Source organism: Kitasatospora sp. NPDC038210 (assembly GCF_055600605.1).
Map to the genome: position 1 here is coordinate 348,930 of NZ_JBVJYK010000001.1, position 12,889 is coordinate 361,818.

Here is a 12,889-nt window from a genome sequence, read left to right on the forward strand (position 1 = left end):
CTGCCTCGGTGCGGGGCGGTCAGCCGGCGGGCTGGTCGTGGGTGGAGCAGTGGATGCCACCGCCGCCGGAGGCGATGGTGTCGATCTGCAGCGGGACGATCTCGCGGTCCGGGAAGTGGTCCCGGAAGATCGCCTGGGCCTGCCTGTCGGCCTTGGCGTCGCCGAACAGCGGCAGGTAGACGCCCTTGTTGCCGATGTAGAAGTTCATGTACGACGAGACGAAGGCGTCGCCGCGCCCGGTGATCCGGTCCGGGTCGGGCTGGCCGATCTCGATCACCTTGAGCTTCCTGCCGGTCGCGTCGGTGGCCTCGGCGAGGACGGCGCGGGCCTGGTCGGCGGAGCGGGACCAGACGTCCGGCGGGGTGCCGGGGAAGGCGCGGTCCAGGAAGACGACGCCGGGGGCGGCGAAGCGGGCGAGGCAGTCGACGTGGGCGTCGGTGATGTCCTTGCCCTTGACGCCGGCGAGCCAGATCACCTTCGTGACGCCCAGGGCCTTCTTGAGCTCCGCCTCGACCGAGTCACGGCTGCGGCCGAGGTTGCGGTTGTCGTTGACGACCGAGCTCTCGGTGATCATCAGGGTGCCCTGGCCGTCGGTCTCGAAGGAGCCGCCCTCGGCGGTGATCGGCGTCTCCAGCCGCTCGATCCCGTACTTCTCCAGGACCGCGCGGGCGATCTTGGCGTCGTTGGCGTGCTCCTGCTTGCCGCCCCAGCCGCTGAAGTTGAAGTCGATGCCCTTGACCTTGCCGCCCTCCTCGACGAACACCGGCACGGTGTCGCGGGCCCAGAGGTCGTCCACCGGGACGGAGAGCAGCTCGACGTCGGAGCCGCAGGCGTTGCGGGCCGAGGCCTCCTGGCCGGGGCGGACCAGCAGGACCACCGGTTCGCGTTCGCCGATGGCCCGGGCCACCGTGGCGATGTCCTTGCGGACGGCCCCGAGCTGCTCGCCCCAGACGTTCTCGGACGCCGGCCAGGCCATGAAGGTCCGCTCGTGCTTCTCCCACTCGCCGCCGAGCCGGCGCCCCTGGGCGGGGGCGGGCGCCGGCGCCGGGGGCTGTGCGGGCGCCCCGGTGGCAGACTGGCCGGGGGCTGCGGAGCTGGGGCCCGCGGGCTCGGCGGCGTCGTCGTCGGAGGCGGCGCAGGCGCCCGCGCCGAGGGCGATCACACCGGCTCCGGCGAGGGAGCGCAGCACCGTGCGGCGGGCGAGGGGGGACTGGGACACGCTGAACTCCGGTGGGGCTGGGGGTGGATCCGGTCCGGCGGGGCGGGCGGGGCTCCGGAGGAGCGGCCGTGGGGTGCCGGTGGCGGCGGACGAAGGGACCGTCCCGTGGACGAGGTCGTCCGGCATCGCCGGAACTGAACTCTCGCATTGACTGAAAAATCAGTCAAGCTTTACGGTGAAGGTACCCAAACCACCCCGAGACGACCCGGCCGCCGAGCGCGCGGTTTGGTCACGACGATGAAAGGCCGGGTGAGGCGGCGATGCTGCGCAATGGTCTGGAGCCCTGGCACGTACTGGTGATGGTGGCCGTCCTGGTGCTGCTGTTCGGCTCCAGGAAGCTGCCCGAGATGGCGCGCGGACTGGGGAAGTCGATGCGGATCCTGAAGTCCGAGACGGCGGCCATGCGGGAGGAGTCGGCGCCGGGAGCGGCACCGGCGGAACCGCCCGCGGACCCGTCGGTACGGCAACCGGCCGCCCCGGCCGGTCAGTCACCCGCGGGCCAGACGCCCGCCGGTCAGTCACCCGCGGGCCAGACGCCCGCCGGTCAGTCACCCGCGGGCCCGGCGGCCCAGCCGGTGAAGCGCCCGGTCTGAGCGGGAGGGCCACGGGAGCGCCCGCGGCCGGAGCCGAGAGCCGTCGTTCCCCCGCCACCCGGCGGGGGCGGCGGCTCTCAGCCGTTGCGGCGGTAGTGGTCCAGCGACACCTTGACCGGCCCGTCCGTGCCCGCGGTCGACAGCACCCGGACGACGGCGAGGTCCTGGCCGTCCGCGGACCGGACGCAGAAGGCCCCGCGCGGCCCGACGGCGGCGAACGGGATCCGGCCGGCCGGACGGCTGCCGAGCCCCTTGAGGCACTCGGCCACGCCGAGGCCGGCGTCCCGGCCGATGAAGGAGTCCGAGGTCTCCGGGACGAGGAACTCGGCGTCGCCGCGGCTCAGGTACCAGGAGACGCTGTCGGTCGGGACGACGGTCCCGGTGGCGAGGTCGAACTCGTAGCCGGCGTCCGCCGAGGTCAGCTCGACCGAGCGGTAGACCGGCGCGTACTCGGCGGCGGGCCCGGGCGGCGCGGTGGCGGTGGGGGAGGCGGTTCGGGTGGGGGTCGGGCTCGCGGTGGCCGTCGGCGTGGCCGGCGCCGGGCTGCCCGGCACGGCGGAGGCGGACGCCGGGGCCTCGTCGGCCACGGCCTCCCCGGAGTCCGGGTCGTCGAGCAGGAAGACCGCCGTCGCGGCGCCGACGGTCAGGGCGACGGCGGCGGTCAGTGCGGTGCGGCCCAGGGCGCGTCTGCGGCCGGTCCCGCTTCGGCGGCGGCCGCGGCGTTCCGCCGAGCCGTCCTCGCCCGGAGCCGTCCGGGAGGCCGTCGACGCGGAAGGGGCCGACGGCACGGCGGAGGCCACCGCCGGCGCGGACACCGGCGTGGACACCGGCGCCACCGGGGCGAGCACCGTCGGCGTCCGTGCGGCCCCCGGGGCGAGGACCGTCTGCGCCGAGTCCCAGCCCGGGCGCGCGGCGGCCTCGGCGGGCACCTGCGGCAGCTCGGCGTGCCGGGTGATCTGGCTGGTCAGCGAGTGCGGCAGCCAGTCCTCGCCGAACCGGAGGTGGCCGCCCACCGCCGGGTGGCTGCGGGCGGCGGCGATCACCTCGGCGGTGGTCGGACGGTCCTCCGGCTGCTTGGCGAGGCAGTGCAGCAGCAGCGCGCGCAGGCTCTCCGGCACCCGGTCGAGGTCCGGCTCCTCGTGGACGGTGCGGTAGAGCACCGCCGGGTCGGGGCCGTCCCCGAAGGGCGGGGTGCCGCCGGCGACGTGGACGGCCAGGGCGCCGAGGGCGTACACGTCGGTGGCCGGGGTGGCGGCCCGGCCCGTGGCCTGTTCGGGGGCCATGTAGGCGGGGGAGCCGATGCGCAGTCCGGTGCCGGTCAGCGCGCTGGCGTCGGCCGCCCGGGCGATGCCGAAGTCGATCACCCGGGGACCGTCGGAGGCGATCAGCACGTTGCCGGGCTTGAGGTCGCGGTGGACCACCCCGGTCGCGTGGATCGCCTGCAGGGCCTCGGCGATGCCGGCCACGAGCAGCAGGACGGTCCGCTCCGGGAGCGGACCGAACCGCTGGACGACCTGCTGGAGCGAGGGCCCCGGCACGTAGGTGGTGGCCAGCCACGGGGTGGCGGCGTCCACGCCGGCGTCGACCACCTGTGCGGTGAACAGGCCGTGGATGCGCCGGGCGCTGGCCACCTCCTGGGCGAAGCGGGCCCGGAACTCCGGGTCCTCGGCCAGCTCGGGCCGCACCACCTTGAGGGCCACCGGCCGGCCGCCGGGGGTGTAGGAGAGGTAGACGCGCCCCATGCCGCCGGCGCCGAGCCGGGCGTACAGCAGGTGGCCGCCGACCTCGCGCGGGTCGTCCGCGGTCAGCTCCTGGAAGACCGGCTGGAGGGCGAAGGGGGATCGGTCGGCGGACATGCGGTGGCCTCTCTCGGCGGACAAGGAGGGTGCGGGAGCCGGAGCGGCGTCCCGGGGCGGCCACGGCGCTGGTCGGCGCAGACGGCATCGCGAAGTTTAGAGGTAGCGTCAGGGTAGCTGTGACCGGCCCGGTCGGGCGCCGACGGCCGGCCGGCCGGGGTGCAGTTCGGTGTCGAGGGCGCTGCGCAGCAGCCGGCGCGCGTGGTCCAGGGGCAGCGAGCCGCTCAGCCACCGTACGCTGAGCCCCTCGACGAGGGTGGTGAGCCGCTCGGCGGAGGCCGCGTGCGCGGGTGCGGTGCCGGTCGGGTCGGCCCGGGCGAGCAGCTCGGCGATGTCGTGCACCCAGGTGTGGGTGGTCCTCGCCAGGTCCTCGCGCAGGCTCGGTTCGAAGACCGCGCTGGCCCGCAGCTCGCCCCAGGCGGTGCTGTTCTCCCGCACCTCGGTGCTGTCCTGGAACTCCCCGAGCAGAACCCGCTCCAGGTCGGCCCGCGGGTCCTCGGTCCGCGGTTCGGGCTCGTCGTCGGCGGTGTAGTGGTCGGCGCGGTCGCTGATGAACTCCAGGGTCCGGCGCAGGATGCCCGCGCGGTCGGTGAAGTGGTAGTAGATCAGCGAGGTGGAGACCCCGGCCTCGGCCGCCAGTTCGCCCACGCGCAGTCCGCGTACGCCACGGCGGGCGATCACCCTGGTCGCGGCTTTGAGTATTTCCGTCCGACGGTCCGACATGGTCGTCCACTCTACCGGGCTTCCTGACTGGTCAGACAGGTTCCTGATGATCCTTTCAGTGAGTTGCGTCAGCTTTGAGCCGAAAGCTTGACTGAATTTTCAGTACGGTAGAGGATGCGGGGCAACCCCCACCCCTCCCACTCGAACAGGGAGCGACATGCACACCCCCATGCCCGCAAGACGCGGCCTGCTCCGGCTCGGCGCCGCCGCCGTACCCCTGATCGCACTCGGTACCGTCCTGCCGGCGACCGCCCGGGCCGCGACCCCCACGGCGACCGACCCGACCGCAGCGGGCGCCACCACGAAGCTGCGGATGCCTGCCGAGAGCGACCGGCACGACCGCACCTTCATGGCCTGGCCGGCCCTGCCGTCGATCTGGCGGACCCAGCTCCCGGCGGTGCGCGACGACATCGCCCGGATCGCCCACGAGATCTCCCGGTACGAGCCGGTCGTCGTGGTCGCCCGCCCCGGCCAGGCCGCCGACGCGCAGTACTACTGCGGCCCCGGCGCCTACCACGCCATCACCGTGGTCGAGATCTCCAACGACGACCTGTGGATCCGCGACTTCGGCCCGACCTTCGTGGTCGCGCCGGGCGCCGTCGCCGGCGTCGACACCAACTTCAACGGCTGGGGCAAGAGCGGCACCCCGTACTACCAGCGCTACACCGAGGACGCCGCGGTCGCGGCCGCCCTGCTGGCGCAGTACGGCGTCGACCGGATCCGGGCCCCCTTCGTCGGCGAGGGCGGCGCCCTGGAGACGGACGGCCAGGGCACGCTGCTGGCCACGGTCAGCTCGCTGGTGAACCCCAACCGCAACCCCGGGATGTCCCGGGACCAGGTCGAGCAGGCCCTGAAGTCGACGCTCGGGATGGACAAGGTGATCTGGCTGGCCGGGCTGGCGGGCCAGGACATCACCGACGACCACATCGACTGCCTGGCGCGCTTCACCTCGCCCGGCCGCGTCATCCTCGACCAGCCCGGCCCCGGCACCGACCGGATCTGGACCGACGTCTACGAGCAGGCCAAGCAGGTCCTGCGGACCGCCACCGACGCCCGGGGGCGCCCGCTGACCGTCGTGGAACTCCCCGGCCCCGACCGCACGCTGATCCGCGGCAGCGGCAAGGACTTCCTGTCCAGCTACACCAACTTCTACGTCGCCAACGGGGCCGTCCTCGTCCCCCAGTTCGGCGACTCCTCGGCCGACGCCCAGGCCTACGCGATCCTCCAGGCCGAGTTCCCCGGCCGGGACGTCGTCCAGCTGAACATCGACAACATCGCCTCCGGCGGTGGCGGCATCCACTGCGCCACCCAGTCCCAGCCGGCCGTCCCGCCGGCGCTCTGAGACTCCCCGGCGGCCCGTCCGGATCCCCCCACGGAGACGGGCCGCCGGGGTCTCCCGCTCCACCACCCTCCCCCCGACCGCCGCGCGCCCAGCGCGCCGGACCGGCCGGGGCCGAACAGAAGAGGTATCCCGTGACGTACCGCATGCCCGCGGAGTGGACCGAGCACGACGGCTGCCTGATGGCCTGGCCCGTCCGCCCCGACCTGTGGGGCGACACCCTCGACGAGGTGAAGCGCGAGTACGCGGCGGTCGCCCGCGCCATCGCGGAGTTCGAGCCGGTCACCATGGTGGCGCCGCCCGGCCACGGCGACGAGGCGCGCGCCCTGTGCGGCGAGGGCGGCGGCGAGGACGGCGGCGAGGGCATCACCGTCGTCGAGCTGCCGACGGACGACTCCTGGTTCCGCGACTCCGCGCCGATCTTCGTCCTCGACGGCAACGGCGCCCGGGCCGGCGTGGACTTCCGCTTCAACGCCTGGGGCCGCAAGCACAGCCCCTGGGACGCCGACGACCGGATCAGCGGCCTGCTGCTGGAGCACCTCGGCACCCCCGCGATCCGCTCCGAGATGATCCTCGAAGGCGGCGCGATCACCGTCGACGGCGAGGGCACGCTGATCACCACCGAGCAGTGCCTGCTGCACCCCAACCGCAACCCGGACCTGACCCGGGAGGAGATCGAGGCCGAGCTGAAGGCCCGCCTCGGCGTCACCAAGGTGATCTGGCTGCCGTACGGCGGCGCCCTGGACACCGAGACCGACGGGCACGTGGACGGCGTCTGCGCCTTCGTCGCCCCCGGCAAGGTCGTGGTGCAGCTCCCCGCCGACCCGGAGCACCCGGACTACGTCCGGATGCGGGCCAACCGCACCGTGCTGGAGCACTCCACGGACGCCCAGGGCCGGCCCTTCGAGATCGTCGACCTGCCGCAGGCCGCCTTCGTCGAGGTCGACGGGCGCGAGGTCGAGGTGGGGTACCTGAACTTCTACCTGGCCAACGGCGGTGTCGTCGTGCCGGTCGCCGACCACCCCGGGGACGAGGGTGCGCTGGCCGTGCTCACCGCCGCCTGCCCGGACCGGAAGGTCGTCGGCGTGCGGGCCAGGGTGATCGCCTACGGCGGCGGCGGCGTCCACTGCATCACCCAGCAGATCCCGGCCGCCCGCGCCTGACCCCTCGCCAGCGAACGGAGAGAACCCTCATGACTCCCACCGCGCCCGCGAGACGGGCCACCGCCCGCGGCCGGCTCGTCCTCGCCACCGCGCTGCTCTCGGCGGCGGCCCTGGTCGCCGCCTGCTCCGGCCCGCCGCACTCCGGGTCCGACCAGGCGGGGGTGCAGCTGTCGGCCGACACCCCGCCGGCCAAGGGCGAGCTCGACTCCTTCACCTGGGCCACCTACGCCGAGCCGCCCACGCTCGACTACCTCCAGGCGTTCGACTACCCGCAGAACACCGTCCTCGCGAACGTCTGCGAGAGCCTGATGCGCTGGACCCCCCAGCTCACCCTGGCTCCCGGCCTGGCCGAGAAGGCCTCGAACCCCGATCCCGCCACCTGGGTCTACGACCTGCGCTCCGGCGTGCACTTCCACGACGGCACGGTGATGACCGCCGACGACGTGGTGTACAGCCTCGGCCGACAGATGAACCCGGACAACGCGGCCGCCTGGAACCAGGTGTTCCAGAACGTCGACTCCGTCACCGCGACCGGCCCGCTGCAGGTCACCGTCAAGCTCAAGCAGCCCGACTCCCAGTTCCCGCAGTACATGGCCACCGCCGCGGGCGTCGTCGCCGCCAAGGCGGGGGTGGAGGCCGCGGGCAAGGACTACGGCACCAGCGGCGGCCTCGACTGCACCGGCCCCTTCAAGCTGGGCGCCTGGGCCAAGGGCCAGTCGATCGAACTGCAGCGCTTCGACGACTACTGGGGCACCAAGGCCAAGTCCAAGAAGGTCGTGTTCAGCTTCCTCACCGACGCGTCCGCCCGCACCAACGCGATGCTCACCGGCGACGTCGACGGCGGCTACCTCATCCCCACCGAGAGCTACGACCGGCTGAAGAAGAACGGCCCCGGCACGCTCTACTTCGGCGAGGGCCTGAGCACCGTCAACGTCAACGTCACCAACATGCAGGGCCCGCTCGGCGACCTGCGCGTCCGCCAGGCACTGTCCCTGGCCCTGGACCGCTCCGGCTTCGTCAGGACCGGCCTCGCCGGAGCCGGCACCGTCACCGGCTCCCTCACCACCCGGGCCGCCTGGGGCGCCGCCCCCGACGACGTCCGCAGGACCGCCTTCGACGGCCTCACCCCCACCGCGCAGGACATCGACAAGGCCAAGGCCCTCGTCAAGGAGGCCGGCGCGGGCGGCAGGACGCTCGTCATGGCCACCAGCACCATCGGCCAGGACGTCTCCCTGCTCGCCACCGCCGTCCAGGCCGCCGGGACGAAGATCGGGCTCGACATCCAGCTGAAGACGATCGCCCCGAACGCCTTCACCGCGCTGTTCACCGACGCCAAGGCACGCGAGGGCATCGACCTGTTCCCGGAGACGTACTACGACTCCATCACCGACCCGCTCGACCTGCTCGTCAACTTCAAGACCGGCGCCTACCAGAACTTCGCCGGCTACAGCGACAAGACCTACGACGACCTCGTCGACCAGGCCACCGCCGAGTACGACCCGGCCAAGCGCGGGGCGATCGAGGCCGAGCTCCAGCAGACCGCCTCCCAGCAGCTGCTGTGGATCCCGGTCGCCGAGTGGCCCACCGCCGTCTTCCTCAACAAGCGCATCACCGGCGCCCCCACCACGATCTCCTACATGTACTACCCGTGGGCGGCCGACGTGGGGGCCGCACGGTGAACTTCCTGAGATTCGCCGCCCGGCGGCTGGTGGAGATGGCCGCCACCCTGCTCGGCGCGTCCTTCGTGGTCTTCGGCGCGATGTACCTGGCGCCGGGCAACCCGGCGAGTTTCCTCCTGTCGGGCCGGTCGGCCTCGCCGGCCGCCCTGCAGGCGATCAACGACCAGTACCACCTCGACGACCCCTTCCTGGTCCGGTACTTCCGCTGGCTGGGCCAGGTGCTGCAGGGCGACTTCGGGCGCTCCATCACCTACCGCACCGACGTCTCCAAGCTGCTCGCCGACCGGCTTCCCGCCACCCTGACGCTGGTCGCCATGGCGCTGCTCGTGGTCGTCGTCATCGGCCTGGCGCTCGGCTGGATCGGCGCGGTGCGCGGCGGGGCGACGGACACCGCGATCCTGCTCTCCACCACGCTCGCCGTCGGCACCCCCTCCTTCGTCGCGGCGGTCCTGCTGCAGGGCCTGTTCGCGGTCAAGCTGGGCTGGTTCCCGACCAGCGGCACCGGCGACGGCTTCGGCGACCTCCTGTGGCACCTCACCCTCCCGGCGACCGCCCTCGCGCTGTACCTGATCGGGATGCTCGCCAGGGTCACCCGCTCGGCGATGCTGGAGGCCCTGGAGGGCGAGCACGTCGCCGTGGCCCGCAGCCGCGGCGTGCCGGAGCGCGAGGTGATCCGCCGCCACGTGTTCCGCAACTCGCTCGGCACCGTGCTGACCACCGGCGGCCTGATCGTCTCCACCCTGCTGGTCTGCACCGTCCTGGTGGAGTCGGCCTTCAGCATCGGCGGCATCGGCCAGCTCCTCGAACTGTCCACCACCACCAAGGACTTCCCGACCGTCCAGGCGATCTCCCTGCTGATCGTCGCCCTCTTCATGGTGGTGAACCTGGTCGTCGACCTGCTCCACCCCCTGGTCGACCCCCGGGTCACCCTCGGCACGAGGAGGTCCGGCGCATGAGTGTCGCCCTCACCCGTCGGCCCGGACTCGGCCGCCTCAAGGCCGCCCGCGGCCCGCTCCACCTGGCCTGCCTCGGCATCGTCGTCCTGGTGGTGATCGCCGCCCTGCTCGCCTCCTGGATCGCGCCGCAGGACCCGAACGCCGTCGACCTCGGCAACGCCCTCGCCGGCCCCTCTCCCGACCACCTGCTCGGCGTCGACGCCGCCGGGCGCGACACCCTCTCCCGGCTCCTGCTCGGCGCCCGCACCTCCCTGCTCGGCCCGCTCGGCGTGGTCGTCTTCTCCACCGTCGCCGGCGTCGTCATCGGCCTCGCGGCCGGCTGGCGGGGCGGCTGGCTCGACTCCGTCCTCTCCCGCAGCACCGAACTGGTCTTCGCCTTCCCCGGCATGCTGCTCGCCATCCTGATCGTCTCGGTCTACGGGGAGGGCCTGCTCGCCCCCGTCATCGCCCTCGCGATCGCCTACCTGCCGTACGTCTCGCGGCTCACCCGCTCGCTCGTCCTCGCCGAACGATCCCGGCCGTACGTCTCCGCGTACCAGGTCCAGGGCCACTCCAGCCTGCAGATCTGCCTGCGGCACGTCCTGCCCAACATCGCCCCGATCGTCCTGGCCCAGTCCACCATCAACTTCGGATACGCCCTCATGGACCTCGCCGGCCTCTCCTTCCTCGGCCTCGGCGTCCCCGCGCTCACCCCCGACTGGGGGCGGATGGTCTTCGACGGCCAGACCGCTATCCAGCACGGCTACCCGCTCTCCGCGATCCTGCCGTGCGTCCTCATCGTGCTCACCGTCGTCGCGTTCAACGTCGTCGGCGAGCGCTGGGCCGACCGCGTCGCCCGGAGGACCCCATGAATCGGAGCAGCACGTGAACGCCCTCGACATCCGGGGCCTGCGGCTCCGCCTGCCCGGCACCGCCCGGCCCGTCCTCGACGGGGTCGACCTCGCCGTGGGCCCCGGGGAGACCGTCGCCCTGGTCGGCGAGTCCGGCTCCGGCAAGAGCCTCACCTCGCGCAGCGCCCTCGGCCTGCTGCCGCCCGGCGCCACCACCGGAGGCAGCGTCCTGGTCGACGGCGAGGACGTCCTGACCATGGGCCCCGACCGGCTGCGCGACCTGCGCACCGGCCGGGCCGCCATGATCTTCCAGGACCCCAGGGCGGCCATCAACCCGCTGCGCCGCGTCGGCGACTTCCTCACCGAGGGCGTGCGGTTCGGCGGACGGACGGGTGCGGCCGACGCCGAGCGGCGCGCGGTCGAACTCCTGGACGCCGTCGGCCTCGGCAAGGAACTGCTGCACCGCTACCCGGGGCAGCTGTCCGGCGGCATGCTCCAACGCGTCATGATCGCCGCCGCGCTGATGGGCGACCCGGTCCTGCTGCTCGCCGACGAGCCCACCACCGCGCTCGACGTCACCAGCCAGGCCGAGGTCATCGCGCTCCTCGGCCGGCTGCGCGAACGCTTCGGCACCGGCCTGCTGTTCGTCACCCACGACCTCGGGCTCGCCGCGGCCATCAGTGACCGCGTCTGCGTCATGTACGCCGGTCGGATCGTCGAGGGCGGCCCCGCCGGAGCGCTGTTCGAAAGGCCCCGCCACCCCTACACCGCCGCGCTGCTGGCCTCCACCCCGAGGCTGGACTCCCGGAACGGCCGGCTCGCCGCCATCGACGGCCAACCGCCTGACCTGCGGCAGGAGTTGACCGGCTGCGCGTTCGCCGCCCGATGCCGGTACGCGACCGAGCTGTGCCGGGAGCAGGCCCCCGAACCGCAGGGGGAGCACGCCGTCGCCTGCCACCACCCGCTCGAAGGGAGCCCCCTCGATGTCTGAGGCCGTACTGGAGGTCACCGGGCTGTGCCGGACCTTCGGCACCGTACGGGCGGTGGACGACGTCTCCTTCACTCTCGCCGCCGGCGGATCGCTCGGCATCGTGGGCGAGTCCGGCTCCGGGAAGACGACCACCGCCCGGATCATCGTCGGCCTCGAACAGGCCGACGAGGGGCGGGTCACCGTCCAGGGCCGGGCCCGCGGCGGCCGGGTGCGGGGGAGGGCCGAGCGGCTGGCCCGCGCCCGCGAGGTCCAGATGGTCTTCCAGGACCCCTACCTCTCCCTGGACCCGCGCACCAGCGTGGAGGCCGTGCTGCGGGAGACCCTGCGGCTGCACTTCCCCGGGACCGACCACGGGGCCCGGATCCGGGAACTCCTCGACCAGGTCGGCCTCGGCACCAGGGCGGCCGAGGCGCTGCCCCGGCAGCTCTCCGGCGGACAGCGCCAACGCGTCGCCATCGCGCGGGCGTTGGCCGTCCAGCCGGCCGTCCTGGTGCTGGACGAGGCGGTCGCCGCGCTGGACGTCTCGGTCCAGGCGCAGGTCCTCAACCTGCTCGCCGACATCCGCGAACAGACCGGCGTCGGGTACCTCTTCATCACCCACGACCTGGGTGTCGTCCGCTGCGTCACCGACGAGGTCATCGTGATGCGGCACGGCGCGGTCGTCGAATCCGGGCCGACCGACCGGGTCCTCGACTCCCCGCAACACGCCTACACCCGCCTGCTGTTGGATTCCGTTCCGCGGCCCGGCTGGGATCCCGACCGGATCGCCGCCGCGCGCCGCGCACCGTAAGACGGCCCCGGACCGGCAGGCAGAGGGAACCTGCCGGTCCGGGGCGACCGAGCAAGACCGGCGGACGGCGCCGGCCGGCAGCGAACCTGCCCTGGCCGGCGCCGCCGCAGGAAGGACGACCGCGCAGGTCACCATCGACGACACCCCCGTGACCACCCCGGCCCCGCACCGGGCCCCCGCCGCCGACGCCGGCCCGCCGCCGTCCTGGCGCTGGTCCTCGCGCTCTGCGCAGCGGGGATCGGGCTGTACCTCAACGAGCGCAACACCCGCGAGCAGACCAGGGAACTGGCGATCCCGTCGGGGCCCGACTGGATCGAACTGAACGTCACCGCGCAGGACGTGGACCCGACGGCCCAGCAGCTGACGCTCTACGTCACGCCCGTCCCGCACGGCGGGTTCGCCGCCGGACCGGACTCCCAGGCGTTCGCCCGCCCCGTCGAGATCACCCTCGCCGGCGCCCCCACGGTCACAAGCGCGAGGGGCTGGTCTGGCCCTCCCTGGGCTGGATGGCGGCGAGCCTGTTCGCGCTGATCGGGATGCGCAACGCCGCCCCCGGATCACCGCCGATCGGATCGCTCATGGACTACGTGGCGTTCTTCCGGGCCGAGGGGATCATCGCCGCCGGCCTGGCCTGGACCGCCTGGTGCGGGATCCGCACCGAGCACCGGCAGCTCCGCGAGCAGGAGGCCGTCATCGAAGGGCCGTGAGCGGTTTCCCCCGAACGGCGGATGCGTGCCGTGCCGGATCCTG

12 protein-coding genes are annotated in these 12,889 nt (G+C 73.5%); 9 read left to right on the top strand and 3 right to left on the bottom strand.

Annotated features, from left to right (window positions below; translation table 11 throughout):
• Nucleotides 1-19 precede the first annotated feature (19 nt).
• Nucleotides 20-1,219 (bottom strand): agmatine deiminase family protein, encoded by a 1,200-nt coding sequence (locus ACZ7KX_RS01480; protein ID WP_470324705.1) that lies wholly within the window; start codon nucleotides 1,217-1,219, stop codon nucleotides 20-22.
• Nucleotides 1,220-1,479: 260 nt separating this feature from the next.
• Between ACZ7KX_RS01480 and tatA the strand changes: the two genes are divergently transcribed.
• On the top strand, nucleotides 1,480-1,812 hold the full coding sequence (tatA, locus tag ACZ7KX_RS01485; protein WP_470324706.1) for a Sec-independent protein translocase subunit TatA: 333 nt from the start codon (nucleotides 1,480-1,482) through the stop codon (nucleotides 1,810-1,812).
• 77 nt (nucleotides 1,813-1,889) lie between these two features.
• Here tatA and ACZ7KX_RS01490 read toward each other — a convergent pair whose 3' ends face one another.
• Together ACZ7KX_RS01490 and ACZ7KX_RS01495 are read right to left on the bottom strand one after the other, a co-directional pair.
• Nucleotides 1,890-3,668, bottom strand: coding sequence for a serine/threonine-protein kinase (locus ACZ7KX_RS01490; RefSeq protein WP_470324707.1), 1,779 nt, complete (start codon nucleotides 3,666-3,668; stop codon nucleotides 1,890-1,892).
• A 108-nt stretch (nucleotides 3,669-3,776) separates the two neighbouring features.
• Entirely contained in the window at nucleotides 3,777-4,391 is a 615-nt protein-coding gene (locus ACZ7KX_RS01495; protein ID WP_470324708.1) for a TetR/AcrR family transcriptional regulator, read from the bottom strand.
• Between the two features lie 157 nt (nucleotides 4,392-4,548).
• On the opposite strand from ACZ7KX_RS01495, the gene ACZ7KX_RS01500 reads away from it, so the two are divergent.
• From ACZ7KX_RS01500 to ACZ7KX_RS01535, 8 genes are all read left to right on the top strand, one after another.
• Nucleotides 4,549-5,733 (top strand): agmatine deiminase family protein, encoded by a 1,185-nt coding sequence (locus ACZ7KX_RS01500; protein ID WP_470324709.1) that lies wholly within the window; start codon nucleotides 4,549-4,551, stop codon nucleotides 5,731-5,733.
• A 131-nt stretch (nucleotides 5,734-5,864) separates the two neighbouring features.
• On the top strand, nucleotides 5,865-6,893 hold the full coding sequence (locus ACZ7KX_RS01505) for an agmatine deiminase family protein (RefSeq protein WP_470324710.1): 1,029 nt from the start codon (nucleotides 5,865-5,867) through the stop codon (nucleotides 6,891-6,893).
• 29 nt (nucleotides 6,894-6,922) lie between these two features.
• Nucleotides 6,923-8,572 carry an ABC transporter substrate-binding protein gene (locus tag ACZ7KX_RS01510; RefSeq protein WP_470324711.1) on the top strand — a complete coding sequence of 550 codons (1,650 nt, stop codon included), beginning with the start codon at nucleotides 6,923-6,925 and terminating at the stop codon, nucleotides 8,570-8,572.
• A complete protein-coding gene (locus tag ACZ7KX_RS01515; RefSeq protein ID WP_470324712.1) occupies nucleotides 8,569-9,528 on the top strand; it encodes an ABC transporter permease in 960 nt (319 codons plus the stop codon). Before ACZ7KX_RS01510 ends, ACZ7KX_RS01515 begins: the two co-directional genes overlap by 4 nt.
• Nucleotides 9,525-10,379 (top strand): ABC transporter permease, encoded by an 855-nt coding sequence (locus ACZ7KX_RS01520; protein ID WP_470324713.1) that lies wholly within the window; start codon nucleotides 9,525-9,527, stop codon nucleotides 10,377-10,379. Before ACZ7KX_RS01515 ends, ACZ7KX_RS01520 begins: the two co-directional genes overlap by 4 nt.
• A gap of 13 nt (nucleotides 10,380-10,392) precedes the next feature.
• The gene (locus ACZ7KX_RS01525) at nucleotides 10,393-11,349 is read left to right on the top strand and encodes an ABC transporter ATP-binding protein (RefSeq protein WP_470324714.1); all 957 of its coding nucleotides are present in this window, start codon (nucleotides 10,393-10,395) and stop codon (nucleotides 11,347-11,349) included.
• Nucleotides 11,342-12,139: an ABC transporter ATP-binding protein gene (locus tag ACZ7KX_RS01530; RefSeq protein ID WP_470324715.1), complete on the top strand. Its 798-nt coding sequence runs from the start codon at nucleotides 11,342-11,344 to the stop codon at nucleotides 12,137-12,139. The genes ACZ7KX_RS01525 and ACZ7KX_RS01530 overlap by 8 nt, the downstream gene beginning before the upstream one ends.
• Before the next feature lie 482 nt (nucleotides 12,140-12,621).
• On the top strand, nucleotides 12,622-12,846 hold the full coding sequence (locus tag ACZ7KX_RS01535; RefSeq protein WP_470325090.1) for a DUF4436 family protein: 225 nt from the start codon (nucleotides 12,622-12,624) through the stop codon (nucleotides 12,844-12,846).
• Nucleotides 12,847-12,889 lie beyond the last annotated feature (43 nt).

Bases quoted from the DNA above. Each gene is read 5' to 3' on its own strand.
- tatA (WP_470324706.1), top strand. From the start codon at position 1,480: ATGCTGCGCAATGGTCTGGAGCCCTGGCACGTACTGGTGATGGTGGCC.
- ACZ7KX_RS01490 (WP_470324707.1), bottom strand. From the start codon at position 3,668: ATGTCCGCCGACCGATCCCCCTTCGCCCTCCAGCCGGTCTTCCAGGAG.
- ACZ7KX_RS01495 (WP_470324708.1), bottom strand. From the start codon at position 4,391: ATGTCGGACCGTCGGACGGAAATACTCAAAGCCGCGACCAGGGTGATC.
- ACZ7KX_RS01500 (WP_470324709.1), top strand. From the start codon at position 4,549: ATGCACACCCCCATGCCCGCAAGACGCGGCCTGCTCCGGCTCGGCGCC.
- ACZ7KX_RS01510 (WP_470324711.1), top strand. From the start codon at position 6,923: ATGACTCCCACCGCGCCCGCGAGACGGGCCACCGCCCGCGGCCGGCTC.
- ACZ7KX_RS01520 (WP_470324713.1), top strand. From the start codon at position 9,525: ATGAGTGTCGCCCTCACCCGTCGGCCCGGACTCGGCCGCCTCAAGGCC.
- ACZ7KX_RS01530 (WP_470324715.1), top strand. From the start codon at position 11,342: ATGTCTGAGGCCGTACTGGAGGTCACCGGGCTGTGCCGGACCTTCGGC.